Source organism: Nocardioides conyzicola, assembly GCF_039543825.1.
GTDB lineage: Bacteria > Actinomycetota > Actinomycetes > Propionibacteriales > Nocardioidaceae > Nocardioides > Nocardioides conyzicola.
The window spans coordinates 345,336-367,162 of sequence record NZ_BAABKM010000001.1 but is presented as its reverse complement, the minus strand read 5'-3'; the positions used below and the strand labels follow the sequence as shown (position 1 = coordinate 367,162).

20 protein-coding genes are annotated in these 21,827 nt (G+C 72.2%); 14 read left to right on the top strand and 6 right to left on the bottom strand.

Annotation, left to right across the window (positions count from 1 at the left end; all coding sequences use genetic code 11):
• The first annotated feature begins 2 nt into the window (after nt 1-2).
• From ABEA34_RS01795 to ABEA34_RS01770, 6 genes are all read left to right on the top strand, one after another.
• On the top strand, nt 3-2,501 hold the full coding sequence (locus ABEA34_RS01795; RefSeq protein WP_345518618.1) for a sensor histidine kinase: 2,499 nt from the start codon (nt 3-5) through the stop codon (nt 2,499-2,501).
• Nucleotides 2,498-3,175, top strand: coding sequence for a response regulator transcription factor (locus ABEA34_RS01790; protein ID WP_345518616.1), 678 nt, complete (start codon nt 2,498-2,500; stop codon nt 3,173-3,175). Before ABEA34_RS01795 ends, ABEA34_RS01790 begins: the two co-directional genes overlap by 4 nt.
• Nucleotides 3,176-3,229: 54 nt before the next feature.
• Nucleotides 3,230-3,742, top strand: a complete 513-nt coding sequence (locus ABEA34_RS01785) for a SigE family RNA polymerase sigma factor (RefSeq protein ID WP_345518614.1) — start codon at nt 3,230-3,232, stop codon at nt 3,740-3,742.
• A gap of 1 nt (nt 3,743) precedes the next feature.
• Nucleotides 3,744-4,877: a hypothetical protein gene (locus ABEA34_RS01780; protein ID WP_345518612.1), complete on the top strand. Its 1,134-nt coding sequence runs from the start codon at nt 3,744-3,746 to the stop codon at nt 4,875-4,877.
• An 84-nt stretch (nt 4,878-4,961) separates the two neighbouring features.
• A complete protein-coding gene (locus ABEA34_RS01775; protein WP_345518610.1) occupies nt 4,962-6,077 on the top strand; it encodes an NDMA-dependent alcohol dehydrogenase in 1,116 nt (371 codons plus the stop codon).
• Between the two features lie 390 nt (nt 6,078-6,467).
• A complete protein-coding gene (locus ABEA34_RS01770; protein WP_345518608.1) occupies nt 6,468-7,715 on the top strand; it encodes an HNH endonuclease signature motif containing protein in 1,248 nt (415 codons plus the stop codon).
• Between the two features lie 9 nt (nt 7,716-7,724).
• On the opposite strand, the gene ABEA34_RS01765 is transcribed toward ABEA34_RS01770, so the two are convergent.
• Together ABEA34_RS01765 and ABEA34_RS01760 are read right to left on the bottom strand one after the other, a co-directional pair.
• Nucleotides 7,725-7,910: a hypothetical protein gene (locus tag ABEA34_RS01765; protein WP_345518606.1), complete on the bottom strand. Its 186-nt coding sequence runs from the start codon at nt 7,908-7,910 to the stop codon at nt 7,725-7,727.
• A 39-nt stretch (nt 7,911-7,949) separates the two neighbouring features.
• Complete coding sequence (locus ABEA34_RS01760; RefSeq protein WP_345518605.1) at nt 7,950-8,519, bottom strand: dihydrofolate reductase family protein; 570 nt, start codon at nt 8,517-8,519, stop codon at nt 7,950-7,952.
• Nucleotides 8,520-8,668: 149 nt separating this feature from the next.
• On the opposite strand from ABEA34_RS01760, the gene ABEA34_RS01755 reads away from it, so the two are divergent.
• From ABEA34_RS01755 to ABEA34_RS01745, 3 genes are read left to right on the top strand one after another with little or no spacing between them, the layout of a single operon-like run.
• Entirely contained in the window at nt 8,669-8,992 is a 324-nt protein-coding gene (locus tag ABEA34_RS01755; protein WP_345518604.1) for a hypothetical protein, read from the top strand.
• Nucleotides 8,989-9,426, top strand: coding sequence for a MerR family transcriptional regulator (locus tag ABEA34_RS01750; RefSeq protein ID WP_345518602.1), 438 nt, complete (start codon nt 8,989-8,991; stop codon nt 9,424-9,426). The genes ABEA34_RS01755 and ABEA34_RS01750 overlap by 4 nt, the downstream gene beginning before the upstream one ends.
• Nucleotides 9,423-9,719: a hypothetical protein gene (locus ABEA34_RS01745; protein WP_345518600.1), complete on the top strand. Its 297-nt coding sequence runs from the start codon at nt 9,423-9,425 to the stop codon at nt 9,717-9,719. The genes ABEA34_RS01750 and ABEA34_RS01745 overlap by 4 nt, the downstream gene beginning before the upstream one ends.
• A 181-nt stretch (nt 9,720-9,900) precedes the next feature.
• Here ABEA34_RS01745 and ABEA34_RS01740 read toward each other — a convergent pair whose 3' ends face one another.
• From ABEA34_RS01740 to ABEA34_RS01730, 3 genes are read right to left on the bottom strand one after another with little or no spacing between them, the layout of a single operon-like run.
• Nucleotides 9,901-10,308 (bottom strand): universal stress protein, encoded by a 408-nt coding sequence (locus tag ABEA34_RS01740; protein WP_345518598.1) that lies wholly within the window; start codon nt 10,306-10,308, stop codon nt 9,901-9,903.
• 28 nt (nt 10,309-10,336) lie between these two features.
• On the bottom strand, nt 10,337-11,203 hold the full coding sequence (locus ABEA34_RS01735; protein ID WP_345518596.1) for a GNAT family N-acetyltransferase: 867 nt from the start codon (nt 11,201-11,203) through the stop codon (nt 10,337-10,339).
• A 20-nt stretch (nt 11,204-11,223) separates the two neighbouring features.
• Complete coding sequence (locus tag ABEA34_RS01730; protein WP_345518594.1) at nt 11,224-13,272, bottom strand: hypothetical protein; 2,049 nt, start codon at nt 13,270-13,272, stop codon at nt 11,224-11,226.
• A gap of 121 nt (nt 13,273-13,393) precedes the next feature.
• Here ABEA34_RS01730 and ABEA34_RS01725 point away from each other — a divergent pair, with 121 nt between their 5' ends.
• Both ABEA34_RS01725 and ABEA34_RS01720 read left to right on the top strand, forming a co-directional pair.
• Nucleotides 13,394-13,954, top strand: coding sequence for a histidine phosphatase family protein (locus ABEA34_RS01725; protein ID WP_345518592.1), 561 nt, complete (start codon nt 13,394-13,396; stop codon nt 13,952-13,954).
• A gap of 35 nt (nt 13,955-13,989) precedes the next feature.
• Nucleotides 13,990-15,009 carry an LLM class flavin-dependent oxidoreductase gene (locus ABEA34_RS01720; protein WP_345518590.1) on the top strand — a complete coding sequence of 340 codons (1,020 nt, stop codon included), beginning with the start codon at nt 13,990-13,992 and terminating at the stop codon, nt 15,007-15,009.
• 351 nt (nt 15,010-15,360) lie between these two features.
• Here ABEA34_RS01720 and ABEA34_RS01715 read toward each other — a convergent pair whose 3' ends face one another.
• The gene (locus ABEA34_RS01715; RefSeq protein ID WP_345518588.1) at nt 15,361-16,716 is read right to left on the bottom strand and encodes a helix-turn-helix domain-containing protein; all 1,356 of its coding nucleotides are present in this window, start codon (nt 16,714-16,716) and stop codon (nt 15,361-15,363) included.
• Nucleotides 16,717-16,800: 84 nt separating this feature from the next.
• On the opposite strand from ABEA34_RS01715, the gene ABEA34_RS01710 reads away from it, so the two are divergent.
• The 3 genes from ABEA34_RS01710 (at nt 16,801) to amaB (ending at nt 21,782) form a co-directional block, all read left to right on the top strand.
• The gene (locus ABEA34_RS01710; protein WP_345518586.1) at nt 16,801-18,939 is read left to right on the top strand and encodes a transketolase C-terminal domain-containing protein; all 2,139 of its coding nucleotides are present in this window, start codon (nt 16,801-16,803) and stop codon (nt 18,937-18,939) included.
• Nucleotides 18,932-20,083 carry an NAD(P)/FAD-dependent oxidoreductase gene (locus tag ABEA34_RS01705; RefSeq protein WP_345518584.1) on the top strand — a complete coding sequence of 384 codons (1,152 nt, stop codon included), beginning with the start codon at nt 18,932-18,934 and terminating at the stop codon, nt 20,081-20,083. Before ABEA34_RS01710 ends, ABEA34_RS01705 begins: the two co-directional genes overlap by 8 nt.
• A gap of 169 nt (nt 20,084-20,252) precedes the next feature.
• The gene (amaB, locus tag ABEA34_RS01700) at nt 20,253-21,782 is read left to right on the top strand and encodes an L-piperidine-6-carboxylate dehydrogenase (protein WP_345518582.1); all 1,530 of its coding nucleotides are present in this window, start codon (nt 20,253-20,255) and stop codon (nt 21,780-21,782) included.
• Nucleotides 21,783-21,827: the final 45 nt, after the last annotated feature.

The following is a 21,827-nucleotide window of genomic DNA, read 5'->3' as shown; positions in this document are numbered from 1 at the left end:
GCATGGACGCCGATGCGCAGGTCGGGCGCCGAGGGCGGCTCACCGTCTACCTCGGCGCCGCGCCCGGCGTCGGCAAGACCTACGCGATGCTCTCCGAGGCGCGCCGCCGCTGCGAGCGCGGCACGGACGTGGTGGTCGGGTACGTCGAGACGCACGGTCGCGAGCACACGACGGACATGCTCGACGGGCTCGAGGTGGTGCCGCGACGGGAGGTCTCCTACCGCGGCACGACCTTCACCGAGATGGACACCGACGCGGTGCTCGCACGCCGCCCGGCCGTGGTCTGCGTCGACGAGCTCGCCCACACCAACGTGCCGGGCAGCACGACCGAGAAGCGGGCAGAGGACGTCGAGCGGCTGCGCGTCGCGGGCATCGACGTCATCACCACCGTCAACATCCAGCACCTCGAGTCCCTGAACGACGAGGTGGAGCGGATCACCGGCGTCCGGCAGCGCGAGACGGTGCCCGACGAGGTGGTCCGCACGGCCGACCAGATTCAGCTCGTCGACATGTCGCCGGACGCGCTGCGCCGCCGGATGGCGCACGGCAACATCTACCGGCCCGAGCAGGTGGACGCGTCACTCACGTCGTACTTCAGGGTCGGCAACCTGACCGCTCTCCGCGAGCTCGCCCTGCTGTGGCTGGCCGACCGGGTCGACGACGCGCTCGGCGACTACCGGCGCGCGCACCGGATCGAGGCGCCGTGGCCGGCCAAGGAGCGGATCGTGGTCGCGGTCACCGGCGGCCCCGAGAGCGAGACGCTGCTGCGTCGCGGCGCCCGGCTGGCCCAGCGCGCCGCCGGCTCCGAGCTGCTCGCCGTCCACGTCATCGCCAACGACGGCCTCGCCAACCCGGACGAGACCCGGATCGCCCGCGCGCAGCAGCTCGTCGCCTCGCTCGGCGGCACCTTCCACTCGGTCGTGGGGGAGGACGTGTCGGCCGCGGTCGTCGACTTCGCGACCGGTGCCAACGCGACCATGGTCGTCGTCGGCGTCTCCCGGCACGGCCGGGTCCGTCGTCTCTTCACCGGTACGACGGGGGACCGGATCGCCTCGCTCGCCGGCTCCATCGACGTCCACCTCGTCACGCACGGCGAGGTGGCCCGCACGGCCCGGTCGCGGTGGTACCTCTCGCCGCTCAGCCGCCGGCGCCAGGTCGTCGGTCTCGGGCTCTCCGTGGTCCTGCCGCTGCTGCTGACGCTGGTCCTGCGGCTGACCGACAACCCCGACCAGCTGCCGCTCGACGTGCTCCTCTTCCTCGCCGTCACGGTGCTCGTGGCGCTGGTCGGCGGGCTGGTGCCCGCGCTGGTCGCCGCGCTCGGTGGCTTCCTGCTGATGAACTGGTTCTTCACCCCGCCCGTCCGCGACCTCACGATCTCCGACCCCGCCAACCTCGTTGCCCTGCTGGTGTTCGTGGCCGTGGCCGTCGGCGTCGCGACCGTCGTCGACCGGGCCTCGCGGCGGGCGACGGACGCCGTACGCGCCCGGACGGAGGCGGCCACCCTCGGTGCCCTGTCGCGCTCGGTGCTGACCGGCCAGGACACCGCGGAGGCGATCGTCGAGCGGCTCCGCGAGGTGTTCGGGCAGGAGTCCGTCGCGCTGCTCGCCCGCGGCCCCGCAGGCTGGACCGTCGTCGCCGACAGCGGCACGTCGCCCGCCTGCGAGCCGGACGCCGGCGACACCCGGGTGCAGGTCGACGACGACCACGTCCTCGTCCTCTGCGGCTCGCCCCTGCGCGCGACCGACCAGCGGGTGCTCGAGGGGTTCGCCGTGCAGACCGGGCTGGTGCTGGAGTACCGCCGGCTCCGCGAGCGCGAGGAGCGCGCCGCCGCCCTCGAGCGCGCCGAGGCCACCAGCACGTCGGTGCTCCGGGCCGTCTCCCACGACCTGCGCACACCGCTCGCCACGATGCGCGCCTCCGTCGACGGCCTGGTGTCCGGGTCGCTCGACGAGGCGGACCGCGCGGAGCTGGTCGCCGCCGTCGACTCCTCGACCGAGCAGCTGGAGCGGCTCATCGACAACCTGCTCGACCTCTCGCGGCTGGAGTCCGGCCTGCTGCACCCCGTGCTCCGCGACCGCAGCCTCGAGGAGATCCTGCCCCTCGCGGTCGCCGGCCAGCCCGAGGGCAGCGTGGTGCTGGAGCTCGACGAGTCGGCGCCGCTGGTGCGCACCGACGCCGGGCTGATCGAGCGCGTCGTCGCCAACCTGGTCGCCAACGCGGTCCGCGTGTCGGGCGGTACGCCGGTGCGGGTGCTCGCCCACGTCCTGCCGGACACCGTCGACGTGCTGGTCGTCGACCGCGGCCCCGGCGTACCGGAGGACCGGCGGAGCCGGATGTTCGAGCCCTTCCAGCGGCTCGGCGACACCAGCGCGGGCGGGCTCGGCCTCGGTCTGGCCGTGGCGCGCGGCCTCGCCGAGGCCGTCGGTGGCACGCTGTCCGCCGAGGACACTCCCGGTGGAGGGCTGACCATGGTGCTGTCGATCCCGCGGACCAGTGCATGAGCAAGGTCCTGGTCGTCGACGACGAGCCGGCGCTGGCGCGCGCGCTCGCGATCAACCTGCGCGCCCACGGCTGGGAGGTGGTCACCGCGGCCGACGGCCGGTCCGCGCTGGAGGCGGCCGCGACCGAGCACCCCGACGTCGTGCTGCTCGACCTCGGGCTCCCCGACATCGACGGCACCGAGGTGCTGGCCGGCCTGCGCGGCTGGACGAAGGTGCCGATCGTGGTGCTCTCCGCGCGCCAGCACGGCGAGGACAAGGTCGAGGCGCTCGACCTCGGGGCCGACGACTACGTGACCAAGCCGTTCGCGATGAACGAGCTGCTCGCCCGGCTGCGCGCCGCCGTCCGGCGCGGGCAGGAGGGCGCCCCCGAGACGACCGAGGTGGTGGCCGGCGACCTGGTCATCGACCTCGCCCGCAAGCGGGTCTCGCGGGCCGGCGTCGACGTACGCCTGACCCCCACGGAGTGGTCCTTCCTGGAGCTCCTCGCCCGCAACGTCGGCCGTCTCGTCACCCGCGAGCAGGTGCTCCACGAGGTCTGGGGGCCGTCGTACGAGCACGAGACCAACTACCTGCGCGTGTACGCCGCCCAGCTGCGCCGCAAGCTCGAGGCGGACCCGGCCCACCCCGTCCATCTCGTCACCACCGCCGGGCTCGGCTACACCCTCGAGCCCTGACGCAACCTTCTGTCCACTCCCGGAGTCAGGTGAGGAGAAGGGGGTTGGTCTCGGATGGTCCACACCGCAGCGGGGCGCGCTGAAGCGCCCACGTTCGAGGAGTACGCCGGCAGCGCGTGGCCGTCGCTCTACCGCTACGCCTACCTGCTGACCGGCAACCACGCCGACGCCGAGGACGTCGCCCAGCAGACGCTGGTCAAGGCGCACGGGTCCTGGGCGCGGGTCGAGGCGGCGGACTCGCCGGCGGCGTACCTGCGCCGGATGCTCACCAACACCTACCTGTCCGAGCGCCGGCCGCAGAAGCGGCGGCTCGAGGTGCTCACCGACGAGCCGCCCGAGCCGGTGCTGGCGCCCGCGAGCGGCCTCGAGGACCGGATGACGCTGTGGCCGCACGTGACGTCACTGCCGCCCCGGCAGCGCGCGGTGATCGTGCTGCGCTACTACGAGCAGCTCAGCGAGCAGGAGATCGCGGACGCGCTCGGCTGCTCCCGCGGCAACGTGAAGTCCACCGCGCACCGTGCCCTGAACGCGTTGCGTGCGGCGCTCGACACCGAGAAGGAGGTCTGACATGTCCGTCGACATCGAGGAGATCCTGGGCCGCGAGCTGCGTCAGGTCGCCGACGGCGTACGGGTCCCGCCGTTGCCCGCCCTGCCCCGCGAGGCACCACGCTCCCCGTCCCGGCACTGGCAGGCCCTGCTCGTCGCCGCGGTCGTGCTGCTGGTCGTGGGCTGCGCCGTCGCGATCGAGGCGATCAGCGGAGGCAGTCACGAGCTCGACCCGGCTCCGCCGCCACCGAAGCACGGCCAGGTCGAGTCGGACGTGCCCATCCCGAGGACCGCGCCGAGGGCGCCGTACGTCCTCGGGCAGAAGCTGTACGTCGATGGGAAGCGGGTGCCGGGCGACTGGTGGTCGGTGCAGTCCGGCCCCGGCGGTTGGCTGGCGCACCGGGCGGGTGACACCTGGTGGTGGGGCAAGAGCTCCGAGGCCCACCCGATCGAGGAGGACCTGATCGGGTCGACGGCGATCTCGCCCAACGGCAGGTACGTTGGCGAGGTGCTGGGGTGGACCGACGAGGGTGACCTCACCGGGTTCGACACCCGGCCCGGCGGCGAGGGGATGGGCGCCACGCCGATCGAGCTCGGCGACCCCGCGGCGGGGGACCCGGTGTACGTGCGCGGGGTCACCGATGACGGACGGGTGATCGCGCAGGGCGCGGCGTCCGCCGTGCTGTGGCTCCCTTGGTTGGACGGCAGTACGGTGGACCTGACGAAGACCGCGCCCGGCCAGGTGGTCGTCGCGAGCACGGCGGCGGGCCTGGTCGTCACCGACGGGGCGGAGGGCGCGCCGTACCTCGCGACGATCTCGGACGCGGGCGTCATCACGAAGACCGGCGACGTGCCGGCCAACGACTCGCTGGTGATCAGTCCTGGCGCGCAGTCGATGGCGTGGACGCCACCCGGGACGCTCGGCGGCGAGGTGGCCGAGGTGCCCTCGCTCGAGGCGCAGCGGCTGGACGGCAGCGGGCGGGTGACGCTCCGTCCTCCGACCGGGTGGGGCTTCCGGGTCGAGTCGTGGGCGTGGGAGGACGACGACTACCTGGTCTCGCCGGTGGTCGGCGACGGCGGTGACGGCGGTGCCGTCGAACGGCTGGTGCGGTGCAGCATCGAGGCCGCGCGGTGCGTGCTGATCGACGCGCCCTGACGCGCGGACCAACCGGACGCCAACGGGAACGGCGCACGATCGAGGAGTGACGCCCGTCACGCCAACGATCTTTCGGGAGGAACGATGCACACACGAGGCGCGGTCATCAAGGAGGCACCGGGCACCTACGAGGTGGTCGACCTGGAGGTCGAGGACCCGCGGCAGGGCGAGATCCAGGTCGAGATGACGGCGTCCGGGCTGTGCCACTCCGACGACCACATCGCGACCGGTGACATCCCCGTCGGGGTCTACCCGTTCTGCGGTGGCCACGAGGGTGCCGGCGTGGTGAGCGCCGTCGGGCCGCACACGCCCGGGTGGAAGGAGGGCGACCACGTGGTCTTCTCGTTCCTCCCGTCGTGCGGCCAGTGCACCTGGTGCTCACGGGGCATGCAGAACCTCTGCGACCTCGGCGCCACCCTGCTGATGGGCTCCCGCTGGGACGACCCGACGAGCTTCCGGCTGTCGTACGAGGGTCAGCCGGTCGGTCAGATGTGCGGCATCTCCACCTTCGCCCAGGTGACGACCGTGGCCGTCGACTCCGCCGTGAAGGTGGCCGACGACATCCCGCTCGATAAGGCCTGCCTGGTCGGGTGCGGTGTCGGCACCGGCTGGGGCTCGGCCGTCAACTCCGCCGAGGTCCGCCCCGGCGACGTCGTGATCGTGATGGGTGTGGGCGGGATCGGCATCAACGCCGTCCAGGGTGCGGCGCACGCGGGTGCGTCCCGCGTGATCGCGGTCGATCCCGTCGAGCTCAAGCGGACCAAGGCGCTGGAGCTCGGCGCCACCGACGCCCTCGCCTCGATGGAGGAGGCGACCGAGCTCGCCCAGTCGCTGACCAACGGCCAGGGCGCGGACTCCGCCATCGTCACCGTCGGCGTCATCACCGGCGACCACCTGGGTCAGGCGATGGCCTCGATCCGCAAGGCCGGCACGGTCGTCGTGACCGGCCTCGGTGACGTCCAGGCGGTCGGTGCGCCGATCTCGCTCGCGGACATCACCCTCTTCCAGAAGCGGATCCAGGGCTCCCTCTTCGGCGCCTCCAACCCGAAGACCGACATCCCCAAGCTGCTCCGGCTCTACCAGGAGGGCAACCTCAAGCTCGACGAGCTCGTGACCCGGACGTACAAGCTCGACGAGATCGCGCAGGGGTACGAGGACATGCACGCCGGCACCAACCTGCGCGGGGTGGTCGTCTACTGAGCGATCACCGCGGCCTGTCGACTGTCAGTCGCCTGCGGGTCCGCTCGGGTCGGCCGCCGACAGGCAGTTTACGCGGGTACGGCGGGCGGTGGGTTGCGGTCGCCTCCCGTCTTTCCGGCCGGCGCCACCCGACTGTCAGTTGCCTGCGGGTCCGCACGGGTCGGTCGCCGCTAGGCAGTAACGCGGGTACGGCGCGCTCGGGTTGGCGTTGCATTCCGGCTTTGCGGTAGCCGCCACCGGTGGTTGAGCAGGGCCGCTAGGCCCGTGTCGAAACCCCGGAAAGCCGACCGCCCTCCCTCTATCGGATCGTGACCTTTTCGTGACCTACAACCCTGTGGATAAGGCCTTCTGAGGCCACTCACTGTCGGTGGCCAGTGCTTGGCTAGAGCCATGACAGCGATGACCACACCCCACCACCAGGTGGCCACGGCGACCGCGCGGATGCGCGGCATTGCCGACGCCGTGGTGGACGCGTCGGTGTGGTCCATGACCGCTGCCGAGGCCGCTTCTACTTTGGTGGAGCTGACGAAGCTGGAGGCGCAGGTCGTGGAGCTCCGCGCGCGGGTCGCGCGGCACGCCGACGAGCTGCAGGTCGGCACCGACGTCGGTGCGACGTCGACCGCGACGTGGCTCGCTCATCAGACCAGGATCACCCGGTCGGCCGCGGCCGGGGTGGTGCACCTCGGCTACGACCTCGACACCCACGACGTCGTCCGCGACGCCCTCGCTGCTGGTGACCTGCGGGTCGAGCAAGCCCAGGTCATCGTCCGTGCCGTGAAGGAGCTGCCCGAGGATCTGGACCCGGATCTGGTGATCCGCGCGGAGCGTCATCTTGTGGATGCCGCGAGCGAGCACGACGCGAACACGCTGCGGATCCTCGGCCGCCGCCTGTTGGAAGTGGTGGCACCGGACCTCGCGGACCAGCACGAGGCCGACCTCCTCGAGAAGGAGGAAGCCAAAGCAGCCCAAGCGACCCGGCTGACGATGACCGACGACGGGCACGGCAAGACCCACGCCCGGTTCACGCTCCCGACGGTCCAGGCGGCAATGCTCAAGAAGATGCTCCTCGCGATCGCCGCGCCCAAGCACCAGGCCGCCACCCACGGACCAGGGGTCGAACGCCGCCCCGGACCCGAGCGGATGGGGAGAGCGTTCGCCGAACTCATCGAACGGATCTCCGCCAATGACCTGCCCAAGGTCGGCGGCACCGACGCCACCATCGTGATCCACATCGACCTCGACGTGTTGACGGGCAAGCTGCAGAAGGCCGGGGTCCTCGACACCGGCGAACGCATCAGCCCCGCACAGGTCCGCCGACTCGCCTGCACCGCCCGGATCCTCCCCGTCGTCCTCAACGGCAAGTCCGAGGTCCTCGACGTCGGCCGCGCCAAGCGGTTCTTCACCAAGGCCCAGCTGACCGCGCTGGCCATCCGGGACGGCGGCTGCCTCGCCGAGAGCTGCGACTGGCCACCCTGGATGTGCCACGGACATCACTGGACCCGCTGGACCGACGACGGCCCGACGGACCTGGCCAACGGCGGTCTCCTGTGCCCGAGGCATCACGCCCGAGCCCACGACCCGACGTACGAGACGACCCACCAACCCGACGGCACGGTCAGCTTCCACCGCAGGTGCTAGGCCGGAGCGTCAGCGCACCAGGAGGAGCAGCGCCAGCGCGAGCAGGCCCACCCCGAGGACGAGCAGGCCCAGGTGGACCAGCTTGACCGCGCGCACATCGCGCGCGGCTCGCTCCAACGCGGCGGCCGTCGCGGGATCCGTCAGGTCAGGCTCGGGGCGGTCCTCGTCGTCGTCCCACCGGTGGTGCCGTCGCATGTGTCCAGTGTCGCCCAGGAGCTGCCGGGACGAACCGCGTCAGGCGAGTGACCCCACGGGCCGGTAGCGCAGGGCGACCGACCCCGACCGGAACTCGTGACGGTCCACGAGCTCGAGCTGGATGCGTTCGCGCAGGCCGGCGAGCAGGGTCGGTCCGTGTCCGGCGAGGACCGGCTGCACCAGGAACTGGTACTCGTCGATCAGGCCCAGGTCTGCCAACGCCAGGGGGAGCGTCACGCCACCGACGAACAGGCCCTCACCCGGCTCCTGCTTGAGCCGCCGCACCGCTTCGCCGAGGTCGCCCTGCACCAGCTCGGCGTTCCAGTCGACCTCGCTCAGCGTGCTCGACACGACGTACTTCCTGGTCCGGTCGATGGTCTCGGCGAACGGGACCTCCCACTCGTCCATCCACTCGGGCCACGTGCCCGTCGCCGGTCGCCGCCACGCCGACTCCATCATCTCGTAGGTCACCCGACCGAAGAGGAGGCCGTCGGCTCGTCCCATCTCGGCGGTCCAGAAGGCCATCGACTCCTCGTCCGGCGCGATCCCTGCCTCGTGGTGGCAGCAGCCGTCGAGCGTGACGTTGATCGAGTAGCGCAGTGGTCTCATCCCGTTGCTCTCCCTGGTGCGCGCGGCGCGTTTCACCGGACCGTACACAGACCGGTGCCGGCGTCTGTTCTCATCGGTGCCGTCATCCTCGGCTCCGCTCCTGATCGCTACTTGCATCCGGTACTCAGGTCCGGGTCTACGGTCGTGGCATGGAAGAGCTGATGACGATCGCGGCGTGCACGTTGCCGACCAGCGAGCGCCCGTTGAGGCTGGCCGAGTTCGACGCGCTGTTCGCGTCGTCCGCGCGCAGCGTGTCCCGCGGAGACCTGGTGGTGCGCATCCACCTCACCGGCCAGAAGGGCCTGCTGGAGTCGGTGCGTGACCTTGCCGAGCAAGAGACGGCGTGCTGCTCGTTCTTCACGTTCCTGCTCGAGGGCCAGGACGACGACGTCACGATGTCGATCTCGGTCCCACCGGAGCGGCGGGACGTCCTCGACGCGCTCGCTGCCCGCGCCGAGGGGCTGTCGGCATGAGCATGCGAGCGAGCCAGGTCGCCGATGCAGCGGGTGTGAACCGCGAGACGCTTCGCTACTACGAGCGTCGCGGGCTGCTGGCACGGCCGGACCGCAGCCCCGGCGGTCATCGGGTGTACGACGAGCAGGTGGTCGTGACGCTTCGGGTGATCAAGGCCGCTCAACGACTGGGGTTCACCCTGGACGAGGTCGCGGACCTCATCGAGGTCGGCCGCCGTCGCGGCCGCGACTCGAGCCTGCAGGCGCGCGCCGCTGACAAGCTGGTCGAGGTCGAGGCCCGCATCGAGGACCTCGGCATGATCAAGGCCAACCTGGCGGCAGCGATCGCGGCAGGCTGCGACGACCTGCACCAGTGCGCCGGCAGCGACTGCTGTCCCATCCCGTTCGTCGACCTGGCCCAGGTCACCACGGTCGAGAGGGCCGGGGAGCGATGAGCGAGCCGACGGGCACCCCTTCTGGCACGCGCTACCTCATCGGCGGCGGCGCTGCCGCGTGCGCCGCGTGCTGCGCACCTCCGGTCCTCGCCCTGATCGGCATCGCCGGTGTCGGGACCGCCGCAACGGTCGCGACGTTGGCGTTCGCCGGCCTGGTGTTCGCTCTCGTCGTCGCCGTGGTCAGCGGTGTGGCGTTCATCGTGCGGAAGCGTCAGCGGGACCGCTCGCTCGCACTGCGAGGGTCGAGGGCCCGCGATCGCGCGCTCCCGCCCGAGCGGGCCGGGCACGGATAGGGTCACCTGTCATGACGGCACAGGAACTCGCAGACCAGGCAGGCGAAGTCGCGGCGAAGCTGAAGCCCGGCACGTGGGAGTCCGTGCAGGCTCTGGCGTTGGCGTCCATCGCGCAGAGCCTGGCCTCGATGGCGGACAACCAGCCACCCAGGTAGCCCGGTACGACGAGCCGCCGCCAGACCTACTCGGGTCGCTTGACCGCGACGACCGGGCAGGCGGCGTCGAGGATGATCTGCTGCGAGCTGCTGCCGAGGAAGAGCTTGCCGACGGGGGAGCGGCGGCGCAGCCCGATCACGATCAGGTCGGCACCGACGTCGGTCGCGGCCTGGAGGATCTCCTCGGCGGGGGAGAAGGCCTGCGTGGACTGGCGGATCTCGTGCTCGATGCCGAGGCCGTCGAGTCGCGAGCCGAGGGCGTCCAGGTCGGTCGCGGTCGCGAACGCCGGGTCGGAGTCGTAGCCGCGCACCCCCGAGTTGACGATGATCAGGCGGGCGTTGTCGCGCTGGGCCTCGCCGACGGCGTACTCCACAGCGGCGAGACCTTCGGGAGTCGGGACGTAGCCGACGACGATCGTGGCGGGTGCGTTCATGGGGACACCCTCCCACTATCGGGCTACTTCAGCGCAGGTCCTTGCGCAGGTGTACGTCGTCGATGGTCGTGGTCTCGCGGATGAAGCTCTCTCGTGCCCACTGGTCCCGCCCGTAGACCCGCACGTGGACGTCGGCGACCCCGAGGCCCTCGGCGTGCCGGACGAGCGCCCCGAGGAACGACTTGCTGAGCCCCCGGCCGCGATGCTCGGGGTAGAGGAACATCGTGTGGCCGTAGTAGTCGAGAGCGTCGCCGTTCGGCACCAGCGTCGCCCAGGCGCTGCCGACGGGCTCACCGCCGACCGTCGCGGTCAGGAGCAGTTCGCCCTCGGGCAGGGGGTCGTCGGTCAGGCGCGCCAGCCGCGCCTCGAGCTCCTCGAGCCGGTTGCTGGCCGGGTCGACCATGCCGGCGCCCGCCATCCCGGTGACCAGCACCTCGCGGGCGTCGTCGACGAAGTGGGGCCGTTCCTCGACCGCCATCTCGCGCACCGCGACGGTGCGGTCGACCTGCAGCTCCGGGGCGGTGTCGGGGTCGAGCGTGCCGCCGGCCGAGATCATCGTCGCCTGGAAGCCGGCCCGGCCGAAGGCGGAGGTGAGCTCCGGCGCCACGGCCGTGGCCAGGGTGGTGGCCCCCCGCCCGCGCGCGTGCTGCTCGAACGCCGTCGCGATCGCGGTCCACACCTCCGTGGCGTCGCGGGGCACCGTCGTCTGCAGCACCCGCACCAGGCATCGCACGCCACCGGCGTCCTCGGCGTACGCGAGCACCGCGCCGCCCACGTCGACCCCGTCCACCTCCACCGTGACGGCCTCGTGCTCGTCGTCGCCGTACGGCTCAGGGAGAGGTACGCCGTCGGCGGACCGGGCCACGCCCCAGGCCGCGAGCTCGGCCTCGGGCATCGGGCGGACCCGCGCCGTCGTCACTTGAGCTTGAGGACCTTCGACGTGGTGCTCTTGACCCGGTCGCTCGCCACGACGGTCGCCTTGTACTGGACGACCTTCGCCCCGTTCGGGTCCTTGAGCTTGAGCTTGAGGCCGGACGCCCCGAGGGTCTTGGTGACCACGCTGGTCCACTTGCCCTTGCCCACCTTGCGGAAGATCGTCACCTTCTCGCCCCGCACCGACGCCGGCGTCACCACCGTGAGGTTGTCGGCGGCACCGGCCTTGCCGGTGCCCTTCAGGGTGATCTTGACGCTGCCCTTGCCCGAGCCGAACTCCGCCGTCGACGCCGTGCTGGCGCCCGCGTTGCCGGTCAACGTGCTGGCGCCGGACGCGACGTTGGTCGCCGTCGCCGCAGACAGCTTCCCGCCGGTCTCGGTCGGGTTCCCGGCCTCGGCGGGGTCGTCCACCGTGACGGTGAAGGTCCCCTTCGGGCTCGTCGTCACGGTCCCCGACAGGGCACCCCCGACCCCGACCATGCCGGCGTCCGCGCCGGTGCCGGGCACGAGCTCGACGCCGCGCTTGTAGGTGAGCCCGATCGTGCGGCCGGGCAGCGCCTCGCCGTCGATCGAGAGGTTGCCGTGGTAGGTGATCTGGCCGCCGGAGGCCGCGGCACCCTGGCCCGGGCTGAGGCTCAGCACGGCGTCGCCGGTGACGAACGTCTGCGAGTACTCCTCGGGGCTCGGGGCGCCGGACGGCGAGGTGAACTCCAGCGTGTACTCGCCGTCAGCGTCCGCCGGGTCGAACGGGATCACCAGCCGGCCGTTTCCGTCGGTGGTCGCGGTCGTCGGGCTCGGCGGTGTCGCGCCGGTGGGGTACAGCGTGTAGCTGACCTGCGCGGCTCCGGCGTACGGCGACCCGTCCTGGTCGAGCACCTGGAGCGCGACGTCACCTGCGGCGTACTCGTCGTCGTCGAACACGTCGCCGTCCGCGAGCACGGCCTCGGTCGCCGTCACGACCGGCGTGTAGGTGCCGGTCGTGACCATCGACGTGATCAGGTCGGTGCCGCCCTCGTAGGCGTTGGTGTCGGTCGTGTTGACGTAGTAGGTCTCGTTGGAGTCGTTGGGCTGCAGGGCCGTCGCGACGCCGGCGCCGTCGGTGTAGCCGACGAGGCCACCGTCCGACTGGCGCCGGACCTCGGCTCCCGCGACGGGGTTCGAGTTCTGGTCGAGCACGTCGATCTGCACCTGCGTGCCGCTCGACTTCGGCGTCGCGGCCATGGCCGATGCCGAGGTCAGGGTCTGGGTGTAGAGCGCCACGGGCGGCGCGACGTCGTCGGTGTCCCGCCTGGCGCCGATCATGAGCAGGTCGCCCGGGTCCGCGCCGTACGCCGTGATGTCGAGGGCGCCGCTGAAGCCGCCGCCCGCCACGTAGGTGCCCGGGATCGAGACCTTGAGGTCCCTCGGCGAGACCGCGGCGTCGGTCTGGCCCTGGAAGCTGTTGTCCGAGGCCCGCCACCACGACAGCTCCACCGAGCCGCTGGTGGCCGACGTGGTCCCGCTGACCGCCTTGAGAGTCCTGGTGTGCGACGAGTCGGCGTAGGGCTGGACGAAGTAGCCGCCGTTCGGGCTGGCGATCTTGACGCTGTTGACCGACGAGCCGTCGCCGGTGACGGCGACGTTGTTGCGAATCGCGTACGACGTGCCGTCGGGGGTCGTCGCGACCAGGCGCACCGCGATCGACGTGCCGTTGAGATCGGTGGGGCTCCAGGTGGCACTGGCGATCCCGTTGGAGTACGACGCTGTCACCCCGATCCCGGTCCACCCGGCCGTGGCAGGGCCGGCCACCGGGTCGGTGTTGTACTCGAACGACACGTCGGGGGAGTCCGCGTCGTCCGCGGCCGCGACGAGCGAGATCGACCGGTCCATGTCGGCGTCGAGCCTCGTCGACACCCGGTGGGCCGGGTTGAAGATGCTGATGAACGCGACGTCGGGGCCGACGGCGTGCGCCGGGGCGACGGTGAGGCCGGTGATGACGAGGGCGCTGACGGCGCTGACCGCAAGGCCGCGCGCGAGTGGGCGCTGGTGCATGTGACGACTCCAAGGGTGTCGGCTGCTCGGTTCCGCGCCGCTGACGATAAGTGACCCGGATCACGGATGGGTGGGTTTTCGTCAAGTCCACCCCTGTGGGCGAGCACGCTTGAATGGACCCATGAACGAGCTCTGGACGGTCCGGCACGGCAAGACCGAGTGGAGCGCCGCCGGCAAGCACACGTCCATCACGGACCTCCCGCTCCTGCCCGAGGGCGAGGAGGTCGCGCGCGGCCTGCGGTCGCGGCTGGCGGACGTCGAGTTCGCGCAGGTGCTGACCAGCCCGCGCCTCCGTGCCCGGCGTACGGCGGAGCTCGCCGGCTTCCCGGACGCCGAGCCCGACGACGACCTCGCCGAGTGGGCGTACGGCGACTACGAGGGGATCACCACCGACGCGATCCGCGAGCAGGACCCGGGGTGGACGATCTGGAGCCATCCCACACCGGGAGGCGAGACCGCCGAGCAGGTCTGCGAGCGGCTCGACCGGGTGGTGGCCCGGGTGCGCGCGACCGAGGGGCGCACGCTGGTCTTCGGCCACGGGCACGCCCTGCGGGCCCTCGCCGCCCGCTGGCTCGGCCGCCCGGTCGAGGCCGGCCAGTGGTTCAAGCTCGACACCGCGACGCTGTCGACCCTCGGCTACGAGCGGGAGCACCCGGTCCTGCAGACGTGGAACGCTCCGTGAGGGAAGATTGAGAATTCAATCTTTGTTGAGGTGACATGAAGAAGATCGGGTTCCTGTCCTTCGGGCACTGGACGGAGTCGCCGCAGTCGGCGACCCGCTCCGCCTCCGACGCGCTGCTCCAGTCGATCGACCTCGCGGTCGCGGCGGAGGAGGTGGGCGCCGACGGCGCGTACTTCCGGGTGCACCACTTCGCGCGCCAGCTCGCCTCGCCGTACCCGCTGCTCGCGGCGGTGGGTGCGCGCACCAGCCGGATCGAGATCGGCACCGGCATCATCGACATGCGCTACGAGAACCCGCTCTACATGGCGGAGGACGCCGGGTCGGCGGACCTCATCTCGGGCGGCCGGCTCCAGCTCGGCATCAGCCGGGGGTCACCGGAGCAGGTGATCGACGGCTACCGCTACTTCGGCTACGTGCCGGCGGAGGGCTCCGACCACGCCGACATGGCCCGGGAGCACACCCGGGTCTTCCTCGACGTCATCGAGGGCAAGGGCTTCGCGCAGCCCAACCCGCGGCCGATGTTCCCCAACCCGCCGGGGCTGCTGCGGATCGAGCCGCACTCGCCGGGCCTGCGGGACCGGATCTGGTGGGGTGCCGGGTCGCGGGCGACCGCCGAGTGGACGGCCCAGCAGGGCATGAACCTGATGAGCTCGACGCTGCTCACCGAGGACACCGGGGTCCCCTTCCACCAGCTCCAGGCCGAGCAGATCCAGATGTTCCGCGACGCCTGGAAGGCCGCCGGCCACGAGCGCGAGCCGCGGGTGTCCGTCAGCCGCAGCATCTTCCCGATCGTCAACGACCTGGACCGGGCCTACTTCGGCCACGAGTCCCGCAGCCAGGACCAGGTCGGCCACATCGACGGCGGGCTGGCCCGCTTCGGCAAGTCGTACGCCGGGGAGGTCGACCAGCTGGTCAAGGACCTCGCCGAGGACGAGGCGATCGCCGCCGCCGACACCGTGCTGCTCACCGTGCCCAACCAGCTCGGCGTGGACTACAACGCGCACGTGCTCGAGAGCATCGTGCGCTACGTCGCCCCGGAGCTCGGCTGGCGCTGATCGTCGCCTGAACATGCTCGACCCCGCCGGCCAAGGGGGATGGCAGCCGGCGGGGTCGTTGCATTTCCGGGTGACCGTGCACCCCCGAGAAGCCTGTCGCGGGGTGGGGGGTTGCGACATGTGCGGCTGCTCCGATGCGCGGTCGTTAGCCATTCTGCCACAGCAGTTGCCAGAATATGACTGGCACCTGTCAAAGATCGTCGGATGTGGGAGAAATGGACATGACTCGTACGCGCAAGATGCTGGTCGGGATCGTCGCCGTGCTGTCGCTGCTGGGTGCAGTGGGCGCTGTCGAAGGAGGCTCGGCCGTCGCGGTGTCGGCGGACCGGGGCTGCTGCTGACCGAGCGTGATTAGGCGGTGACCGGTGCGGACGAGGTCGTGGAGGCGACCAGTCCGCTGGCGGCGCCTGCCCTGCGGTAGGCGTCGATCGCGCTCGACGCCTCGCCGATGCCCTCCAGGAGGTGGGCGAGCTCGAACCAGAGCTGGGCGGCGGAGCGGTCTGCCCCCACGGCGCTGAGCAGGAGCACCGCCTGCTGGTAGTGGTCCCGAGCCGCCTGCACGTCGCCTGCGTGCGCGTCGATCTGGCCGAGCAGCACCAGGGCGTCGGCGGCCACGACCGGAGCCGCGGTCCGCGAGCTGTCCGCCGTCGTTGCCGCGAGCCGCCGGGCGGCGTCCACGTCGCCGAGCAGGAACTGCGCCCTGGCCTGGGCGAGATGGTTGTCCGCCAGGTCCGCGGGCACACCGCCCGTGATGGCCATCGCTCGCTCGGCGCGCAGCAGGAGCTCGAGGGCCTCGGCGGCCTCGGGCGGGTCGAGCCGGAGCTGCAGGATCGCCACCTGGGTCTGGAGCCGCGCGACGTTGCGACTGTCGTCGGCCGCGCCGAGGATCCCGAGCGCGCGACGCGCGAGGTCGACCGCCATCGTCGAGCGGCCGCGCCGGGACTCGGCGATCGAGAGGTTCCAGTACGCCGACGCCTTGGCGACGGGGGACGCCAGCTCCTCGGCGCGGTCGACGACCCGCTGGCACATGCGTGCGGCGTAGCTGATGTCGCCCCGGTCGAGGTAGGCGTTGGCCACGGCCAGGCTCAGCCGGACCGACTCGTCGAGGCCCGCGAGGCCCGACTCGTCGATGAACGCTCCCGCGCGCTCACCGACCTCGATCGCCCGGCCGAGCTCGCCGGACTCCCGGTAGCACCGGCTCAGGGCCGTGGCCCCGTTGATCCAGGCGAGGTCGGCGGACTGCTGCTCGGTCAGGTCCTCGAGCAGGAGGATCGCCGACTGGAGGTCGCCGGACGCCTCGAGGGCGCTCGCGCGCAGGTACGACGCCTCGCGCTCGACGTCCGGGAGGTCCTCGGTGGCGGGCTCGGCGAGGATCCGGTCCACGATCTCGAGGGCCTGGGGGACCGAGCCGGTGACCAGCGCGAGCTGGGCGTGGTCGAGCTGCACCCGCAGCTGGACGACCCGGTCGGGAGCGACCCCGACGAGCAGCTCGTCGACGCTGGCGCCCAGCGCGTCGGCGATGGCGGTGAGGAGCTGGGGGTCGGGCCGGCGCTGCCCGCTCTCGATGCGGGAGATGTAGCCGACCGACATCTGGGAGCCCGCCACCTGCGCCTGGGTGAGTCCGGCGCGCAGGCGCGCCGTACGCACCCGTTCGCCGAGGACGGTGGGGTCGATGGAACGGGCCAGGTCGATGAGATCGTCGCGCATCCGACCATTGTGACCGAAAGTGACAGACATTTGTCAGATCGTGTCGTTCCGCACCCCGACCCGGACCGGTGGAAGAGTGGGACCATGGCGGAGGCGGTCGACGATCACTTCGTCGCGTCGGTGCGTGGGCTCACCCCCGGCACGCCGACCGGCGGGACCGACGTCGAGCGGGTGCTGGCGCTCTTCGACGCGCAGCTCCAGAGCCGGCACCTCGACCTCGCCGCCCGGTGGCTGCAGAGCCAGGGCGAGGGGTTCTACACGATCGGCTCGGCGGGCCACGAGGCCAATGCGGCCGTCGGCCTGCTGACCCGGGTCGACGACCCGGCCCTGCTCCACTACCGCTCGGGCGGCTTCTACGCCGCGCGTGCGGCGCGCCATGGCGGCACGACGCCGGTCCGCGACGTGCTGCTCGGCCTGAGTGCCGCCGCGGCCGACCCGATCTCCGGGGGCCGGCACAAGGTCTTCGGCCACCCGGCGCTGCACATCGTCCCGCAGACCTCGACCATCGCCTCCCACCTGCCCCGCGCGGTCGGCCTCGCCTTCGCCCTCGGCAACCTCGCCGACCTCGCGCCCGAGCGGCGGTGGCCCGAGGACGCGGTGGTCGTGACCAGCCTCGGCGACGCCTCGGTCAACCACTCGACGGCGCAGGGTGCGCTCAACGCCGCGGCGTACCTCACCCATCGCGGCCTGGACCTGCCGCTGCTCGTCGTCGTCGAGGACAACGGCCTCGGCATCAGCACCCGTACGCCGGCGGGCTGGATGGAGGAGTCGCTGCGTCGGCGGCCGGGGATCGAGTACGTCGAGGCGCCCTCGCCGCGCCCGGACCTGCTGCTGGCCGATGTCGGTGCCGCGGTCGACCGGGCCCGGCACCGCCGGCGCCCGGTGCTGCTGCACCTGCGCACCGTGCGCTTCCTGGGCCACGCGGGCTCCGATGTCGAGTTCGGCTACCGGACCAGCACCGAGATCGCCCGCGACCTCGAGCTCGACCCGCTGCTCGCCACCGCGGCGTACCTCGTGGAGACGGGCAGCCTGACCGTCGACGACGTCCTGTCCCGCTACGAGCGCACCCGCGCCGTGGTGATGGACGAGGCGAAGTCGGTCATCGGCGAGCGCCGGCTGGAGTCGCGCGGCGAGGTGGTCCGGCCGCTCCACCGCCCGGACACCCGGCCGGCGCCACCGCGGCGTCGGGCGACCGCGTGGCCGCCGGAGGGTCGGCTCACCCTCGCTCAGACGATCAACGCGACCCTGGCCGACCTCCTGGAGGAGCGCCCGCACGCCGTGGTGCTCGGCGAGGACGTGGGCGTCAAGGGTGGGGTGTACGGCGTCACCCGGGGCCTGCGGAAGCGGTACGGCGGCCGCCGGGTCATCGACACGCTGCTCGACGAGCAGACCATCCTCGGCACCGCCCTCGGCGCGGCGCTGGCAGGGCTGCTGCCGATCCCGGAGATCCAGTACCTCGCCTACCTCCACAACGCCGAGGACCAGCTGCGGGGCGAGGCGGCGTCGCTCGCGTTCTTCTCTGACGGGCAGTACCGCAACCCGATGGTCGTGCGGATCCCGGGCCTGAGCTACCAGAAGGGCTTCGGCGGCCACTTCCACAACGACAACTCGCTCGCGGTGCTGCGCGACATCCCGGGCCTGGTGCTGTGCGTGCCCAGCCACCCGGCGGACGCCCCGCTGCTGCTGCGCGAGTGCGCCGAGCTGGCCGAGCTCGAGGGCCGCGTGTGCGTCGTGGTCGAGCCGATCGCCCTCTACCACTCGCGCGACCTGCACGAGCCGGGTGACGGCGCCTGGACGGCGGAGTACGGCGTCGGTGGGACGCCGCGCGGCCCGCGCGCGCACGGTGACGGCGACGACCTGCTGGTCGTGACGTTCGGCAACGGGGTGCCCATGTCGCTGCGCGCCTGCCGGTCGCTCGAGGCCGAGGGCGTCCGGGCGACCGTGCTCGACCTGCGGTGGCTCTCGCCGCTGCCGGTCGACGAGCTCGCAGCGTACGCGTCGGGCTTCGGCCGGGTGCTGGTCGTCGACGAGACCCGGCGGTCGGGCGGCGTGGGGGAGGGCATCGTCAGCGCCCTGGTCGAGCGCGGCTACGTCGGCCGCCTCTCCCGCGTCGCGAGCGCCGACTCCTACGTGCCGCTCGGCCCGGCCTCCCGGACCGTGCTGGTCACCGAGGAGGAGATCCTCGAGGCCGCGCGGTCGATGGTCGGCGGCACCGGTGGCTGACGTCCCCACCACCGCCGCGGCGGTGGTGATCGGTGGCGGCGTCATCGGCCTGAGCGCGGCGTACCACCTGGCCCGCGCCGGCGTCGACGTCGTGCTGCTCGAGCGGGACAGCCTCGGGTCCGGCTCCACCTGCAAGGCCGCGGGCGGGGTGCGCGCGCAGTTCTCCGACCCGGTCAACATCGAGCTGGGGCAGCGCAGCCTGCGTGCCTACGAACGCTTCACCGAGGACCTCGGGCAGGAGATCGACCTGCACAAGTCGGGCTACCTCTTCCTGCTCGACGACCCGGACCACGTCGCGGCGTTCGAGGCCAACGTGGCCCTGCAGAACTCCCTGGGCGTCCCCAGCCGGATGATCTCGCCGGCGGAGGCCAAGGCGCTCTCGCCGATGGTCGACGTCGACGGCGTCCTGGCCGCCGCCTGGTCGCCGGAGGACGGGCACTGCACGCCCGAGTCGGTGGTGCTCGGGTACGCCGGCGGCGCCCGTCGCGCCGGCGCCCGCATCGTCACCCGCTGCGCGGTGACCGGGATCGAGGTCGAGGCCGGGCAGGTCCGCGCCGTGCTCACCGACGCCGGGCGGATCGCCACGGACACCGTCGTCTGCGCGGCCGGTGCCTGGGCGCGCGGGGTCGGGGAGATGGTCGGCCTCGACCTGCCCGTCGTCCCCCTCCGCCGGCAGATCCTCATCACCGAGCCGATGCCGGGGCTCGACCCGGCCACGCCGTTCACCATCGACTTCGCCACGTCGCTGTACTTCCATCTCGAGGGCCCCGGCCTGCTGCTCGGCATGTCCGACCCCGACGAGCACCCCGGCTTCGAGGTCGGCCGCACCGACGCCTGGCTGCCGCGCCTCGGTGCGGCCATCGAGCGGCGGGTGCCGGCGCTCGCCGACGTCGGCATCGCGTCCGGCTGGGCCGGGCTCTACGAGATGACGCCCGACCACAACGCCCTGGTCGGCGAGGCGGAGGGGGTCTCGCGGTTCCTCTACGCCACCGGCTTCTCCGGCCACGGCTTCCTGATGGGACCGGCGATCGGCGAGGTGCTGCGCGACCTCGTGCTCGACCGGCCGCCCGTCGTGGACGTGTCCGAGCTGTCGGCCGACCGGTTCGCCGACCGCGGCGTACGTCCCGAGCTCAACATCGTCTGAGAGGTCGAGTCGGGAGTTGTGACGGTTGAATCCGGACTTCTGACGGTCGAGTCTGGACTTTTGGACACCCGGCGCGCCAGAACTCCCGACTCGACGGTCAAATCTCCCGATTCAACTGGTCAGAAGTCCCGACTCAACCGGCGTCGCTGGGATCGTGTAGGAACGACCCATGACGACTCTCCCCACCCAGTCCGAGCTGTCCGCGCTGGCCCTCGACACCGCCCGTCGTTGCGGGGTCGACGTCGACGCGCTGGGCGGTGACGTCGAGACCCGGTCGCCGGTCAACGGCCAGCGGGTGACGTCGCTCGGTTGGAGGGATGCGGCGTACGTCGACGAGGCGGTCGGCCGGGCGCACGAGGCGTTCCTGGCCTGGCGCCGGGTGCCGGCGCCGGCCCGGGGTGCGCTGGTCAAGCGCTTCGGCGAGCTGCTGGCCGAGCACAAGGACGACCTCGCGGTCCTGGTCAGCATCGAGGCCGGCAAGATCACCTCCGAGGCGCGCGGCGAGATCCAGGAGATGATCGACATCTGCGACTTCGCCGTCGGGCTGTCGCGCCAGCTCTACGGCCGCACGATGCCCTCGGAGCGCCCCGGCCACCGGCTGATGGAGACCTGGCACCCGCTCGGTGTCGTCGGCGTCGTCTCCGCCTTCAACTTCCCGGCCGCCGTCTGGTCGTGGAACACCGCGGTCGCCCTCGTCTGCGGCGACCCGGTCGTCTGGAAGCCGTCCGAGCTGACCCCGCTGACCTCGCTCGCGTGCCACGCCGTGCTCGCCCAGGCGATCCGGGAGCACGGTGCCCCCGAGGCGCTGTCGCAGGTGCTCCTCGGCGGCCCCGAGGTCGGCCAGGCGCTCGTCGACCACCCGGGCGTGGCGCTGCTCAGTGCCACCGGCTCGACCCGGATGGGCCGCCTCGTCGGCCCGCGGGTCGCCGAGCGCTTCGGGCGCAGCCTCCTCGAGCTCGGCGGCAACAACGCGGCCGTCGTGTCCGGCAGCGCCGACCTCGACCTGGCCGTGCGCGGCATCGTCTTCTCCGCGGCCGGTACGGCGGGCCAGCGCTGCACCACGATGCGGCGCGTGATCGCCCACACCAGCGTCGTCGACGAGCTGACCGACCGGCTCGCCTCGGCGTACGACCGCCTGCCGATCGGCAACCCGATGGCCGACGGCACCCTCGTCGGCCCGATGATCAACCAGCGCGCGTACGACGCCATGGAGGCCGCCATCGCCGCGGCCACCGGCGACGGCGGCAAGGTCGTCGCCGGCGGCGGCCGGGCGTTCGCCGACGTCGCGCCCGACGCCTACTACGCACGGCCGGCGATCGTCCGGATGGACGCGCAGACCGACGTGGTCGCGCGGGAGACGTTCGCCCCGCTGCTCTACGTGCTGCCGTACGACGACTTCGCGGGCGCGATCGAGCTCAACAACGCCGTGCCGCAGGGGCTGTCATCGAGCGTCTTCACCTCCGACCTCGCCGAGGCCGAGCTCTTCCTGTCGGCCGAGGGCTCGGACTGCGGCATCGTCAACGTCAACATCGGCACCTCCGGCGCCGAGATCGGCGGCGCCTTCGGGGGCGAGAAGGAGACCGGCGGCGGGCGCGAGTCGGGGTCGGACGCGTGGCGGGCCTACATGCGCCGCGCGACCAACACGATCAACTTCTCCGGGGAGCTCCCGCTGGCCCAGGGGGTGGACTTCACGGTCTGAGTCACGGATCCGGGCGGGGCGCGCTAGGATGGCGACGTCGTCGGC